Origin of the sequence: Burkholderia sp. BCC1047, assembly GCF_902833155.1 — a bacterium.
GTDB lineage: Bacteria > Pseudomonadota > Gammaproteobacteria > Burkholderiales > Burkholderiaceae > Burkholderia > Burkholderia sola.
In genome coordinates, this window is the sequence record NZ_CADFEH010000036.1 from 35,286 (window position 1) to 50,193 (window position 14,908).

The window sequence follows — 14,908 nt, forward strand, 5'->3', positions numbered from 1 at the left end:
GGGGAATGTGCAGGCAAGGATAGTGCGTTGAGCGGCAACCGGACAGACAGAAAGTCGTCACGACAGCAACCACTGATTGCCGGTCGGATCGCCCACGCACGGGACGAAGCGCGGCCCTCGCGAGCGCTATGTCGTCCGGACGACTGCCGCTGGCAATCGGCACGCACGACACTGTGTGTTCAGGTTCGAATTTTCATGCGGAGGGGATCGTTGGGTGTCGCTCAACAATCTGGAATAATCCATTTACATCAAATGGTTGGGATCGTTTGTTCATTTTTTGACGAATGTACATTTTTTGTGTACGCTGACAAAACAGTGAACAAGCGATCCTCCGTGATGCCCGCAAACGCTCCTCTTCCGATATCGGAACAGCACGTGCTCGATGAGGCCTGTGCCGCGTTCGCGCGCGCGACCCGGCGCTTCGCTGCGCGGCCCGTGCGCGTGCCGGCGACGTACCGGGCGCGCGCCGATGCAATGATCCGCTTCGACATCGCCGGGCAGACTATCGAGATGCCGGCGGCCGTGAGCATCGGCGTCGAATCGCTGCAGGGCGCGCTCGCGGCGCTGCGTCGCCGCGGCGGCACGCCGGCGCCGGGCGAGCGGCCGCTGATGCTGGTCGCGCCTTATTTTTCCGCCGAACTGGCCGCCCGCCTGATCGAGCACGACATCCCGTTTCTCGATACCGCCGGCAATGCGAGCCTGATCCAGCCGGAGGCCACCGTGATGATCGCCGGTCGGCCGAAACCTGCCCGCACGCCGCGCCGTCAGGCGTCGCGCGCGACCACGCCGAAGGGGCTCGCCGTGATGTTCGCGCTCGCGACGCAGCCGGGCCTCGTCGCGCAGCCGTATCGGGGGATTGCCGCCGCGTCGGGCGTCGCGCTCGGCACGGTCAACCTTGCGATGGACGATCTGATCGCGCGCGGCCTCGTCGCGCAACGGCGCAACGGCGAACGCCTGATTCCCGACTGGCCGCGCTTCGTACAGGAGTGGGTCGCGCTCTACCCGAGCCGCCTGCGCGCGAAGTTGCCGGCCCGGCGGTTTGCCGCGATCTCGCCCGACTGGTGGCGCGACTTCGATTTCGCGTCCTTCGATGCGCAACTCGGCGGCGAACCCGCGGCCGATCTGCTGACGCACGATCTGAAGCCGGCCACGATCACCGTCTATACGCACGGCGCCGTGCCGAACCGCCTGCTGCTGCAAGGCCGCCTGCGTCCGGACGAACGTGGCGACGTCGAAATCCTCGAAGCGTTCTGGCCGCGCTCGCCGGCGCTCGACTGGCGCGAGCAGGATGTACCGCTCGTGCCGCCGCTTCTGATCTATGCGGATCTCGTCTCGTCCGGAGACAGCCGCAACCTTGCCGCCGCCGCACAGCTCCATGACCGATACCTCGCCCACCCGCCCGCTTGAAATCGATGCGAGCCGGCCGCTCGAGCCGGCGGCGGTCGCGCTGCTGCAAGCGGTCGGCGCGGCCTGCGCGCATCTCGACGCGGCCTTCGTCGTGGCCGGTGCGACCGCGCGCGACATTCTGATGTGGCACGTGCACGGCATCCGTCCGGTGCGTGCGACGCGGGATGTCGACGTTGCCGTATGCGCGGTGAGCTGGCCGTTTCACGCGCAGCTCGTCGATGCGCTCGTCGCGACCGGACAATTCGCGCACGCGCCGAAGCATCAGCAGAAGCTGCTGTTCGACAGCGGCACGCCGGGTTTTCGCACCGAACTCGATCTCGTGCCGTTCGGGCCGCTCGAAACGCCGCCCGGGGAAATCGCGTGGCCGCCCGGCGGCGAGTTCGTGCTGAACGTGCTGGGTTTCCAGGAGGCGGTCGATACGGCACTGCCCGTGTCGGTCGGCGCGGGCGTCGTGGTGCCGGTGGCCAGCCTGCCGGCGCTCTTGCTGCTGAAGCTGCTTGCGTGGAAGGACCGGCGCGCGCGCCAGAACAGCGACGCGTACGACCTGCTGTTCCTGCTCACGCATTTTCACGACGCGGGCAATCGCGAGCGCATCTGGGACGTCGCGCCCGATCTGGTGGAACGGCATGGTTTCCAGCCGGAGCTGGCGGCGGCGGCGTTGCTGGCGCGCGATGCGAAACGGATTGCGTCACCGCATACGCACGACGCCATTCAGGCGCTGCTAGCCGACGAAACGATGTACGCGATGCTCGGGCAGGACCTGCTGGCACGTGCGTTCGCGCTGTTGCCGGGTGAGTTCGACGACGATGCGGACCGGTATCTCGACGCGTTCCGTGACGCCTTTCTTGCCGGCCCACCCGCCCGCCGCGTGTGACGTGACGCAACCCGGCAAGAGGACGACGCTGCCGCGCGTCGGGCTCAAGCCACCCAGTCTTCGACGGGCAACCCCGCGACACGACTGAATTCGCGGCCGTTGTTCGTGACCAGCACCGCGCCGGCCGCGATCGCATGCCCGGCGATCGACGCATCGTTCGCGCCGATCGGCGTGCCGCGTATGGCGAGATCCGCCCGAATCGCGGCGGTGGCGTCGACTGCCGCCGAATCCCACGACAGCACGCCATCCAACCGCGAAACGAAGGCCGTCACGAGTTCCGCATGCTTCGGCGACGCTTTCTTGCCCACCGCGCCAAAGCGCATCTCGGCGTAGGTCACGGCCGACACGACGATCCGGTGCTGGGCGTTGACGCACGACTGCAACCGCGACAGCACCACGGGCGGCCGCTCGCGCATGATGAACGAACAGATATTCGTATCGAGCATGTAGAGCGTGGTCACCGGTTGGACTCCGACGGCGCGTCGGCATCGCCGGACAGGTCGAAGCGACCGGACTCGATGACGGCCGGGCGTTCGGCCAGGAAATCGGCATCGGCCAGCGGTTCGTTCGCGAACGACAGCCACGTGGGACGTACCGGCCGCAACAGCAGCGTGTCGCCCTCGCGGCGGATCTCGAGTTCCGTGACACCCTCGAATTCCATGTCCTTCGGGATGCGGATTGCCTGGTTACGGGCGTTCTTGAAAATGGAAACAGTGCGCATGAGCCACTCCATGGGAGTACGATGCGCCCATTCTAAACATATGCTGGCATATGTCAATTTGGCGGGACGCGCATTCGCGGTTGCGTCCCACGTTGTCGAGGAGGTCTGATTCATGCTGCCGGCCTGTCGTCGATGAGAGGAGCGATCCATTCTTCACGACGCAGGCCGCGCGGTCCATATACCGGACGGCCGATGCATGCGCATCGCCAGGCCGCGCAGGCCGTCGCACCGACGCCGCGCGCCCGCCTCGTCACGGCAACCGGAAAGTGTCAAAGAACGTATCGCGCTCGATCACCGTGAGCGCCGCGCGCTTGTGCGGGAAATCGAATTCCTTCAGCGTGTAGAACCCGAGCCGATGCATGTACGCGATATGCCGCACGTGATCGACGCGCGGCTCGCCGACGAGCCGCTGCGTACGCGGTTCGTCGACGAACATGTAGTGCAGCACCCCGCTCCACCACGCATGCAGCTTGCCGGCGCTCTGGAACCGCGAGTCGCCGATCAGCAGGTGCAGCCCGCGATCGTAGTCGTGCGCGTCGTAGAACGGCGCGAGGCGGTCCTCCTTCGCCCAGTAGAACTCGAAATAGCCGAACGGCGTGTCGTCGAAATAGCCGATCATCGGGTGCATGTGCGGATCGGCCAGCCGTTCGGCGAGATACGCCGCATGCTCGTCGCGCGTGCCGCGCTGGTCCCAGAAATGCGCGACGCGGTCGAGGTTCATCCAGTGGCTGAACAGATCCGCGTGTGCGTCGATGTCGACGGTGCGCAGGCTGAACGTCATGCCGACCTGCGGCATGGCGCGCGCATAGATCTCGCCGGCCGGCGACGGCGGCCGCACCGGATGCCGATGGCCGTTCGTGATCGCGTAGCGCAGCGGCATCCCGCCCGACGCAGGCGCCTTCAGCCACGGCCGCGGGTTCTGCCAGAACGTCGTGCGCGACACGGTAAGCTGCAGCGCGTCGCCCGCGACCTGCGCGCCGTCGATCACGCCTTCGCGCACCGCACGCGCGACGTACGAGGCCACGGCCGCCGCATCGGCGCCGCCGAGCGGCACCGTGATCGTCGCCGCGTCGTGCCGCGTGTCGGTGTTGAACAGCGCCACCAACGTCGGGAGCAGCGCGTCGGGCGCGTCGTCGGGCCGCCATGCGTCGAGCGCATGCTCGACGACCGTCGCCGCCTGCCCGTGCGCGGCACCGTCGAGCGCGGCGGCCACTTCACCTTCGACGGCGTCGGCGGCGCCGGCCGGTTTCGTCAGCGTGTCTTGCATCACAATGCTCCCGCGTCGTGGCGATCGGCGAGCACATGCAGCCCGCGCTCGAGCGCCGGAAACAGGCTGCGCTGGAAGTTGTTCCAGCGCAGTTCGAGAATCGTGTCGTCCGGCGCGATCGGCGTGTCGAGCACGTCGCAGATCACCTCGCCGGAATCGATACCGTTGTCGACGTAGTGGAACGACGCGCCCGTCATCGTCACGGGTTCGATGGACGACGTCGCGCCGGTGGCCCAGTCGACCCGTTCGCCGCGCGCGCCATGCAGCGCGTCGAGCGTCGCCCACGCGCCGCGCCGCTGGTACGGCGAATCGTCGGCGGTGATGCCCGGGTGGATGTTCGCGATGCGCCGGTGAAAGCGCGCGCCCGGCCGCACGAGTTCGTCGAGGATCACGAGCAGCCCGTCGAGCACGACGACGTCGGCGTCGAGTTCGAGCAGGCGCTCGAGCAGGCGCCGCTCGAACGCCTGTTTGCCGGCCACGCGCTCGCGCGCGTCGCGCGGCAACCGCCGGTACGTCGACGGGATCGAACAGAACAGTTCGTCGACCGGCCGGCCCTGCACCGTCAGCCCTTCCGGCAGGATCCACGGGCGGCCCGGCGTGCGCGCGAAGCCGTAATCGGCCACTTTCGCGCGGTCGGCCGGCGAGCCTTCGTCGTCGTCGACGATCACGCCCTGGAGCGTGTAGCGTTCGCCGAGCGGTGAATCGTTCAGGCGCTCGACGAGGAATTCGAGCGGCGCCTTCATGTAGCGCGTGCCGCCCCGATAAGCGACCGGCTGGCCGGCGCGATCGGCGGCGCCGTTGCGCAGCGACTGGATGTAGACGAGATTTTTCTTCGGCATGGAGGCGTCGTGGAAAAAAGCGGACGAAGGCGCCGCGGCCGGCCCGCCCCGGCTACGAAGGCCGGCCGGCGAACCGCGGCGCGCGACGTCACCAGTTGTATTTCGCGGTGGCGATCACCGTGCGGTCGGTCCCGAAGATGCAGACGTTGTTCGACTGGCAACCGCTGATGTAATGGCGGTTGAACAGGTTCGTCCCGTTCACCGCGAAGCGCCAGTTGCGCACGTCGTAATGCAGGCCCGCGTCGAACAGCGTGACGCTCGATACCGTCAGCGAGTTGTCGGCCGCACCGGCCGACGCGCTCTGGTAGCGAATGCCGCCGCCGAGGCCGAAGCCGGCGAGCGGCCCCGTGTACCAGGTCCAGTCGGTCCACAGCGACGCCATCTGGCGCGGCCGCGGAATGTCGACCGGCCAGTTGTTCAGCGAAACGTCGTTGGCCTGCACGTTCTTCACGTCCTGATAGACGTACGACGCGATCACCGACAGGTTGCGCGTGACCTTGCCGGTCGCGCTCAGCTCGATCCCGCGCGAACGCACTTCGCCCGTCTGCACCGACTTCGTGCCGGTCGGGTCCTGGCTCGGCAGCGCCGACGTGAGCACGTTGGTCTGGTTGATCTGGTAGATCGCCGCGTTCAGCATCAGGTTCTTGCCGGGCGGCTGCCAGCGCAGGCCGGCTTCGATCTGCTTGCCGCGCGTGGGCTGCGGCAGTCCGCCGCCGACCAGGTTCACGCCGATCAGCGGATTGAACGACGTCGCGTAGCTGACGTACGGCGACAGCCCGTAATCGCCCTGGTACGTGAGGCCGACGCGGCCCGTGAACGCCGTCACGTCGGCCTTCGTCGACGTGCCGGCCGCGCGGTCGTCCTGCCGCATGTTGACCCAGTCCTCGCGGCCGCCGAGCGTCAGCGTCCAGCGGTTCCACTTGATCTGGTCCTGCGCGTACAGGCCGAACGTGTTCAGCGTCGTGTACGTGTTGGTGCGGAACGTCGCGTCGGGCGTAAACACCGCCGTCGTGACCGGCTGGTACACCGGGTTGTAGATGTTCAGCGGCGGCGCGGCGGCCAGCCATTCGCTGTCGGTCGCGGTCTGCCGGTTGTACTGGAAGCCGAGCAGCAGCGTGTGCTGCAGCGGGCCCGTCGCGAAGCGGCCCTCGAGGTTGTTGTCGATGTCGAAGCGGCTGTAGTTCATCTGGAACACGCCGGCCCAGCGCGACACGTCGGTCGTGCTGCCGTCGACGAAGCCGTTGCCGAACACCGAGCCGTTGTCGAGCGACAGGTGCATCAGCCGCGTGTTCTGGCGGAACGTCCAGGCCGGCGTCAGGTTGCGCTCGAACTGGTAGCCGACCGACCACTGCTTCTTGCGGTAGTAGTTGAAGCTGCCGTCGCCTTCGTAGATGTCCTTGTTGATCTGGCCGTTCGGGTTCGGCAGCACCGTGCCCTGCGCGGGCAGGAAGTTCGACGAGATGTCGCCCCAGTCCTGCAGGTAGGTCGCGGACAGCGTCAGCGACGTATCCGCGTCCGGGCGCCAGCGGAACGACGGCGCGAGCGCGACGCGCTGGTCGTTGTTCGGGCCCGTCATGGCGTTGCCGTCGCGCGCGACGCCGACGAAGCGGTACGCATACTTGCCGTCCGGATCGAGCTTGTCGCCGACGTCGATCATGAACTGCTTGCGCGCGTAGTTGCCGATCTGCACGCCGGCCTCGCGCACGCGCTCGCCGTCGGCGAGCTTGGTGTGCACGTCGATGATCGCGCCGGGATCGCCCGCGCCGTACAGCACCGAGGTCGGCCCGCGCAGCACGCTGATGCTGTCGATCATGTACGGATCGACGCGCCAGCTCGCGAGGTTGATCGTGTTCGGCACCTGCAGCCCGTTCACGTAGGCGGTCGGCGTGAAGCCGCGCAGCGCAGCGTACCAGTCGGAGCGGTTGTCCGACCCGTACGACGAGAAGCCCGGCACGTAGCGCAGCGCCGCGTTCACGTCGGTGGCGCCGGTCATCTCGATCTGCTGCGCGGTGACGACGTTGATCGTCTGCGGGATCTCGTTGAGCGGCGTGTCGGTCTTGGTGCCGGTCGTGCTGCGCTTCGCGACGAGTCCGACCGTGCCGTCGCCGGCCGAGGCCGCGTTGACGGTGATCGCCGGCAGCGTGCCGTTCTGCGCGCTGCTCGACGTTGACGTCGTCGCGCCGCTTTGCGCAGTGCTGGCCGACGCCGCGGCGCCCGCGTTCACGGCCGGCGCCGTCTGCGCGTACGCGTGCCCTGCCGCCGCCGTACCGAACGCGACGCTTGCCGCGGCTGCGATCGCACGCAAACGCGTGCCTGTTGCCCACTCCATCTTCTTCTGCTCCACTTTTTTCATGCGGTCTCCGACCGCGCCTTTGTCAAAGAGCGAAAGCCATCCGGCCCGCGCTCACCCCGTTGTTCGGTCGTTTTTCGTGCGTGGCCCGCGCCGCGCCTTCGTCGTGCGCGGGTGCGATCCCGTCCTCGAGCGACGCGCAGATCTCGTCGGCGCGGCGCGCCAGTACCGACAGCAGCGTGTCGGACAGGCCGTGGCTGTCTTCGCAGCAGCCTTGCAGGTAGATGCGCGGCGCGAAGTGCTCGGGCGTCGCGAGCAGGTAGTCGCGCGTGACATCGCCGCGCGTGAGCGCATCGCCCAGGTGCGGCGCGAGCCCTTCGAGCAGCGCCGAATGCGTGTCGCGGCGGTAGCCGGTCGCGAGCACGAGCGCGTCGAAACGCTCGACGCGCGTGGCGCCGCTCATCCGGTCGCGCAGCGTCAGCTCGATGCGGCCGTCGGCGGTGCGCACCGCGGCCTCGATCGCGCTGTTCGCGAGCAGCGCATGACGCGGCGTGCCGTCGATGCGCTGCAGATACAGCATTTCGTAGATCTGCTCGATCAGCGGCCGGTCGACCACCGCGTAGTTCGTGTCGCGATAGCGCTCGAGCAGCGCGCGGCGCGCGTCGTGCGGCTGCGCATAGACGACGTCGGTGAATTCGGGGCTGAAGATTTCGTTGACGAACGGGCTGTCGTCGGCCGGCTTCAGCGCGCCCGCGCGCATCACGAGGCTCGCGTCGACGTGCGGGAAGCGGCGCGCGAGGTCGATGAACACCTCGGCCGCGCTCTGCCCCGCGCCGATCACCGCGACGCGGCGGCGCTCGCCGTCGGGCGACGCGACGAGCCGGTCGATGTCGGCCAGATACGTCGACGAATGGATCACGCGGTCGCGGCCGAGCGCGGCGAACGCATCGGGAATCGCCGGCGTGCCGCCGACGCCCACCGACAGCGCGCGCGTGATGCGCTGGCGCTCGTGGCCGGCCGCGTCGCGCGACAGCACGCGCAGCGCGTCGATCTTCGCGCCGTCGCCGCGCACGGGTTCGATCCCGAGCACGGTCTCGCTGTAATGGACGCGATCGTCGAACGCGTCGGCCACCCAGCTCAGGTAGTCGTGGAATTCGACACGGGTCGGATAGAAGTTCTTCAGGTTGATGAATTCGTTCAGCCGGCCGCGTTCGAACAGGTAGTTGATGAACGTGTAGCGGCTTTTCGGATCGCGCATCGTCACGAGATCCTTCAGAAACGAGATCTGCATCCGGCAGTCGTCGAGCAGCATCCCGCGATGCCAGCCGAACTCCGGCTGGCGCTCGATGAAGCAATGGGCGAGCGTGTGCGCGCCGCCGCGCTCCGCGAGGCGCACGGCCAGCGCCAGATTCGACGGCCCGAAGCCGACGCCGATCAGGTCGAATACGGTTTCTCTCTGCATGTCTCAGCTCCCTTTATCGGTGAATCCGGCCCGTCAGACGTGACGGCCGGAGAAGAACGTCTCGCGCAGCGTGCGCATCCACAGCGGCTGCGCGTCGGCCAGCGCGAGACGGCGCTGCCGCGCGAAGCCATGCCGCGCGAGATGGTCGGCAACCCGCGTGTGGCCGGCCGGAACGGCACAGCCGACCGCTTCGGTACGCAGGTCGTCGAGAAACAGGTAATGCACGACGGACGGCAGCCAGCCGGCCACGCGGTGCGCGCCGCGCCAGCGCGGCTCGCCGACCAGCATCCGCAGCCCGCGGTCGTAGTCGCGCGCCGCGACGTGCGGCGCGAGCGCGTCCTCCTTCAGCCAGAACGCTTCGAAATACGCGAACGGCTCGTCGTCGAAACAGCCGACCAGCCGCGTCACGTGCGGATCGGTTTCCTGCGCACCTTCCGCGCCGCGTGGCGCGGGCTGTGCGCCGGGCCAGCCGTCGCGCACGCGCGGCTCGTCGAACCAGCGCGCGAGCCGCTCGGTGTCTTCCGCCGGCTGCCAGCCGCGCAGCGTGAAGCGCACGCCGAGCGCGGGCAGGTCGCGCGCATAGACGTCGCCGCGCGGTGCGGGCGGCCGGCGCGGATGACGCCGGCCGTCGGTGATCGTCGGCAGCGTCGCGCACGGCAGCGCCGCGCCGACGCGCCACAGGTCAGCCTGCTGCGCCCAGCCGTCGCGCAGGCAGCGGCCGCCGTCGGCCAGCACGCCGCTCGCGCGCAGCGCGTCGAGCGCGACCGCCGGCCATGCGGCCGGGTCGAGCCGAATCGCCGCGTGGCGCGCGCTGTCCGAAAACGCCGCTGCGAGTGCAGCCAGCAGCGCCCGCCGCTGATCGGCCGGCGCCGCGCGATGGTTATAGGCGACGAGGCGCAGCGCGCCGTCGTCGCCAAGCTGCGCGCGCAGCAACTGCGCGCCAATGCCGTCACCCTGCGCGACGCGGATCTCCGCGCCGTCACGCGCGGCGAACAGGCCGTCCGCGAACGCGAGCCGGTAGGTATCGAGCATCGTGAATCCGTCCGGGCGCACTTCAGCCAGCATGGCGCGCCTCCTGTCCCGTTTCGGCTTGCGCATCGAGCCGCGCGCCGAGCGCCGCGAGCGTCGGCGCCGCGAACACGTCGGCGACCGTCAGCGCATGGCCGGCACGGCCGGCCGCGTCGACGAAGCGCACGACGTCGAACGACGTCGCGCCGGCTTCGAACAGGTTCGCATCGGGCTCGGGCGCGGCCGTCGCGAACGTGTCCGACCACAGCGCGGCGAGCGCGGCGGCCGCATGCGACGGCATGGCATGGGGCCGGGTTGCGGCGCCGGCACGTGCGCCGGACGCAGCGTGCGCGGCTGCGTGCTTATCAGGTGCGCCGAGCGCCGCCTCCGACGCGCCGGCGAACCGCGCGACTTCGTCGTGATACAGATCGACGAGCGTCTCGACGAAATCGCGCGCGAGCAGTTCGTCCGCATACGAGAACGCGGCGCTCACGCGGCCGTCCGGATGCTCGACGACGTCCAGCTCCAGCGTGAACACGACGCGATGGCGCACGTCGTCGAATCCGGCCAGCGACAGGCCGGCCCAGTCGCGCGCGGCGGCGCCGGTCGGGCGCAGATAGTTGAACATCACCTGAAACAGCGGATTGGCCTGCGCGGCGCGCGGCGCACGCAGCGCTGCCACGACGTCGGCGAACGGCACGTCGGCATGCGCATATGCGGCAAGCGCGGTGTCGCGCACTTGCGCGAGCACGTCCGCACGGCGCGCGGCCGGGTCGATCCGCGTGCGCACGACGACCGAGTTGATGAACAGGCCCAGCGCGGCGCGGGCCGCGTCGCCCGTGAGTTCGCGCGTCGACGCGAGCACGCCGACCGGCTGGTCGGCCGCGCCCGTCGCGCGGAACAGCGCGGTATTGAGCGCTGCGTGCAGCAGCATCGGCAGCGTCGCGTGCGAAGCCGACGCGGCGTCGCGCGCGGCGCGAATCAGTGGCGCATCGAACTCGAACGCGATGCGGGCCGCGCGCCATTGCGGCACGGCCGGCGCATCGGCGCGCTGCGGCAATACGTGCGACGGCAGATCGGCGAGCGCATCGCGCCAGTACGCGACGCGCGCCGGATGGCACGGTGCGGGCAGCACGAGCGGTTGCGCGGCCGGTTCGACGGCTTCACCGGCCGGCACGGCGCTGCGCTGCACGCGGGCGACATAGCGGGCGCGCACCGCGTCGAGCCACAGCTCGATCGATTCGCCGTCCGACACGATGTGGTGGATCGTCACCGACAGCACGTGATCGTCCGCACCGAGCCGCAACACGCGGGCGCGCCACAGCGGCGCGTCGGCCGCGAGGTCGAACGGGGCGAGCGCATCCGCGTCGGTCAGCGCGGTCGCGCGAGCCAGCGCATCGGCTTGCGCCGACAGGTCGATCACCGGCAGAGCGACGGCAACGTCTGCGTCGATCCGCTGGCCCGGCAGCGCGCCGTCGCGGACGACGAGCCGCGCGCGCAGCGCCGGATGCACGGCGGCGGCATCCGCGAACGCGGCGCGCAGCGCATCGACGTCGAGCGGGCCGCGCACGCGCAGCGCGACCGGAATGTTGTACGCGGCGCTGTCCGGCTGCGCGCGCCACAGGAACCACAGGCCGAGCTGCGCGGGCGACAGCGGCCACACGCCGTGCGCGTCCGGTTTGGCCACCGCGACGCCCGGCGCCGTGGCGCCGGAATGCGCGGCGCGCGGCGCATCGGCCACCTGCCGCGCGTATTGCGCGAGCACGGGCGCCTCGAACAGCGCACGCACCGGCACGTCGCGGCCGAGCCGCTCGGCCACGCGCGTCGCGACGCGCACGGCTGCAAGCGAATGGCCGCCGAGGTCGAAGAAGTGATCGCCGCGGCCCACGCGTTCGAGGTTCAGCACGTCGCACCAGATCGCCGCGAGCGCGGCTTCGTCGCCGTCGTGCGGTGCCTCGTACGCACGTTCGACCCGCACCGGCGCCGGCAACCGCGCGCGGTCGACCTTGCTGTTCGCGTTGCGCGGCAGCGCGTCGAGCACGATCAGTTGCGCGGGCACCATGTAGTCGGGCAGCGTGCGGCGCAGGTGCGCATCGAGCGTCGCGGCTTCGACCGGCTGCGCGGCCGCCTGCGCTTCGGCGGTCAACTCGACATACGCGACGAGCTGCGCGAGCGCGCCCTGCCCGTGCACGACCGCGCACGCTTCGCGCACCGCGTCGTGCGCGGCGAGCTGCGCTTCGATTTCGCCGAGTTCGATGCGCAGGCCGCGCAGCTTCACCTGATGATCGACGCGGCCGATGAAATCGAACACGCCGTCCGCGCGGCGCCGCACGAGATCGCCGGTCCGGTACAGCCGGGCGCCCGGCGCGCCGTACGGATCGGGCACGAAACGCTCGGCCGTCAGCGCCGGCCGGTCGAGGTAGCCGCGCGCGACGCCAATGCCCTCGCCGCCCAGATACAGTTCGCCGATCACGCCGACCGGCAGCGGATGCAGCCGCGCATCGAGCACGTGCGCGGTGCGCGCGCCGACCAGCGTGCCGATCGGTAGATACGCGGCGTCGCCGAGCTTCGCGAGATCGTCGCCGGGACGGAACATCCACAGCGTCGGCGTGATGACCGTTTCGGTCGGGCCGTAGCCGTTGACCACGCGCACGTTCGGCAGCGCGCGGCGCAGCATCGCGAACGCCTCGCGCGACGTCGCCTCGCCGCCGACGGTCAGCGAACGCAGCGTCGGCGGCGCGCCGTGCGCGAGCGCCCATTCGGCGAGCTGGGCCGCGCAGCCGGGCGGCACGTAGGTCATCGTCACGCCGTCGCGGATCATCATCGCGCAGGTCTGCGCGGGCGGCCACAGCACGTCGGCCGTCACCGACACGGCGGCGCCCGACATGTATTGCGAAAACCAGCCTTCGTGCGCGCCGTCGAAATTGACCGACTGGAACAGCAGGAACACGTCGTGCTCGCCCGCGCCGTAGCGCTCGGCGATCGCCGCGCAATGCAGCGCGAACGACGCGTGGTCGACGATCACGCCCTTCGGCTTGCCGGTCGAACCCGACGTGTAGATCGCATACGCCGCATGACCGGGCAGCACGTCCGGCAGCGCGACGTGCGCGGCTTCGTCGAGCGCAGCGATTTCGTCCGCGCGCCAGATGCGCAATTCAGGCAAGTCGGGCAGCGACGCGGCGCTCGCGGCGTCGGTCAGCACGTGCGCAATGGCCGCATCGCCGACGATCTGCGCGAGCCGTTCGCGCGGATGAGCCGGATCGAGCGGCACGAACGCGGCGCCCGACTTCAGCACCGCGATCAGCGCGACGAGCAGGTCGACCGAGCGCTGCAGCGCGACGCCGACGCGCATCTCGGGCCGCACGCCGGCCGCCACCAGGTGGCGCGCCAAACGTGCGGCACGGGCATCGACCTCGCCACGCGTCAACGCGCGATCGATATCGGCGACACCGCGTGCGTCGGGCCGCGCGTGTGCATGCGCGGCGATGCGCACGTGCACCGGCACGAACGGCTCGGCGTCGGTCGCGCCGGCCGGCGCGTTCCACGCGAAGAGCTGCGCGCGTTCGTCGGCGGGCAGCCAGTCGAGATCGCCGATCGGCAGATCCGGGCGCGCGAGCGCATCGGTCAGCAGCGTGACGAAGCGCGCGGCCAGCCGTGCGATCGCATCCGCGTCGAACAGGTCGAGCGCGTAGATGAAGGCGGCGTCGAACGTGCCGTCCGGCGTCGCTTCGACGGACAGCGTCAGGTCGAATTTCGCGGACGGCGTGCCCGACGGCAGCAGCGCGGCCGACGCCGAGCCGAGCGGCGGCAGCGCGCGGCGTTCGCCATACCCGGCCATCACCTGGAACAGCGGATGGTGGCTCGCGCTGCGCGGCACGCCGAGCGCGTCGACCACCTGCTCGAACGGCACGTCCTGGTGCATCTGCGCATCGACGAGCGCACGCTGCGTACGCGCGACCAGCGACGAGAAATCGCCGTGCGCGGGCACGTCGACGTCGATCGCGAGCGTATTGACGAAGAAGCCGATCAGGCCGGCGACTTCCGCGCGCTCGCGGTTCGCGGCCGGCACGCCGACGCAGATCCGCGCGTCGCCGGTCGCGCGCGCCAGCAGCGCATCGAGCGCGGCGAGCAGCACCGCGAACGGCGTCGCGCCGGACGCGGCCGCGAACGCGCGCAACTGCGCAGCGACGCGCGCGTCGAGCGAAAACACATGGCGCGCGCCGCGCGCACTGCGACGGGCCGGCCGCGCGGTCGCGCCGGGCAGCGTCAGCACGCCGCGCTGCGGATCGAGCCGTTCGCGCCAGAACGCGAGCTGACGGTCGCGCTCGCCGGCATCGAGCCACCGGCGCTGCCACAGCGCGTAGTCGGCGTACTGAATCGGCAGCGGCGCGAGCGTCACCGGTTCGCCCGACGCATACGCGCGATAGAACGCCGCAAGCTCGAACAGCATCACGCCCGACGACCAGCCGTCCGACACGATGTGATGCACGGTCAGCGCGAGCCAGTGATGCGTCGCGTCGAAGCGCACCAGATGCGCGCGCACGAGCGGCGCCGTGCCGAGATCGAACGGTTCGGCTTCGTCGGCCGTCGCGACGGCTTCGGCGCGTGCCGCGCGCTGCGCGTCCGGCAACGCTTCGAGATCGGTTTCGCGCCACGGGCAGCGCAGCGGTGCGTGGATCGTCTGCGCGACGCCGTCCTGCGCTTCGTCGAAGGTCGTGCGCAGCGCCTCATGGCGCGCAATCAACGCGTCGCATGCAAGACGCAGCGCGTGTACGTCGAGCGGCCCCGTCAGCGCGAGGCGCTCGGTGATGTGATACGCGTCCGGCGCATCGATCAGCCGCGCGTGCAGCCACAGCCGCGTCTGCGCGAACGACGCCGGCACGCGATCGCTGCGCGGCGTGCGCGGCGGGATCGGCAGCACGCGGAAGTCGATGCCGGCCGCGCCGAGCTTGTCGATGAAGACCGCGCGCTGCGCGTCGGGCAGTTGCGCGAAACGCGTCGCGAGCGCGAGCCAGTCGGGTTGAACCTTCGTCATCCGTC

Annotated in this window: 10 protein-coding genes; 2 read left to right on the plus strand and 8 right to left on the minus strand. The window is 70.1% G+C overall.

What is annotated here, in order from left to right; all coding sequences use genetic code 11:
• Positions 1 to 336 precede the first annotated feature (336 nt).
• Together HWX55_RS29090 and HWX55_RS29095 are read left to right on the plus strand one after the other, a co-directional pair.
• On the plus strand, positions 337 to 1,407 hold the full coding sequence (locus HWX55_RS29090) for a type IV toxin-antitoxin system AbiEi family antitoxin (RefSeq protein ID WP_175978260.1): 1,071 nt from the start codon (positions 337 to 339) through the stop codon (positions 1,405 to 1,407).
• On the plus strand, positions 1,376 to 2,281 hold the full coding sequence (locus HWX55_RS29095; RefSeq protein WP_175978243.1) for a nucleotidyl transferase AbiEii/AbiGii toxin family protein: 906 nt from the start codon (positions 1,376 to 1,378) through the stop codon (positions 2,279 to 2,281). The genes HWX55_RS29090 and HWX55_RS29095 overlap by 32 nt, the downstream gene beginning before the upstream one ends.
• A 44-nt stretch (positions 2,282 to 2,325) precedes the next feature.
• On the opposite strand, the gene HWX55_RS29100 is transcribed toward HWX55_RS29095, so the two are convergent.
• The 8 genes from HWX55_RS29100 to HWX55_RS29135 form a co-directional block, all read right to left on the minus strand.
• Entirely contained in the window at positions 2,326 to 2,742 is a 417-nt protein-coding gene (locus HWX55_RS29100; RefSeq protein WP_080334190.1) for a PIN domain-containing protein, read from the minus strand.
• Positions 2,739 to 3,002 (minus strand): type II toxin-antitoxin system VapB family antitoxin, encoded by a 264-nt coding sequence (gene vapB, locus HWX55_RS29105; RefSeq protein ID WP_050012619.1) that lies wholly within the window; start codon positions 3,000 to 3,002, stop codon positions 2,739 to 2,741. Before vapB ends, HWX55_RS29100 begins: the two co-directional genes overlap by 4 nt.
• Positions 3,003 to 3,252: 250 nt before the next feature.
• Positions 3,253 to 4,269, minus strand: coding sequence for a GNAT family N-acetyltransferase (locus HWX55_RS29110; RefSeq protein WP_175978244.1), 1,017 nt, complete (start codon positions 4,267 to 4,269; stop codon positions 3,253 to 3,255).
• Positions 4,269 to 5,108: a formyltransferase family protein gene (locus HWX55_RS29115; RefSeq protein ID WP_124679753.1), complete on the minus strand. Its 840-nt coding sequence runs from the start codon at positions 5,106 to 5,108 to the stop codon at positions 4,269 to 4,271. The genes HWX55_RS29110 and HWX55_RS29115 overlap by 1 nt, the downstream gene beginning before the upstream one ends.
• Before the next feature lie 88 nt (positions 5,109 to 5,196).
• Complete coding sequence (locus HWX55_RS29120; protein ID WP_175978245.1) at positions 5,197 to 7,461, minus strand: TonB-dependent siderophore receptor; 2,265 nt, start codon at positions 7,459 to 7,461, stop codon at positions 5,197 to 5,199.
• A gap of 22 nt (positions 7,462 to 7,483) precedes the next feature.
• Positions 7,484 to 8,860, minus strand: coding sequence for a lysine N(6)-hydroxylase/L-ornithine N(5)-oxygenase family protein (locus HWX55_RS29125; protein WP_175978246.1), 1,377 nt, complete (start codon positions 8,858 to 8,860; stop codon positions 7,484 to 7,486).
• A gap of 33 nt (positions 8,861 to 8,893) precedes the next feature.
• A complete protein-coding gene (locus tag HWX55_RS29130; RefSeq protein ID WP_050012614.1) occupies positions 8,894 to 9,925 on the minus strand; it encodes a GNAT family N-acetyltransferase in 1,032 nt (343 codons plus the stop codon).
• The gene (locus HWX55_RS29135; protein WP_175978247.1) at positions 9,915 to 14,903 is read right to left on the minus strand and encodes a non-ribosomal peptide synthetase; all 4,989 of its coding nucleotides are present in this window, start codon (positions 14,901 to 14,903) and stop codon (positions 9,915 to 9,917) included. Before HWX55_RS29135 ends, HWX55_RS29130 begins: the two co-directional genes overlap by 11 nt.
• Positions 14,904 to 14,908 lie beyond the last annotated feature (5 nt).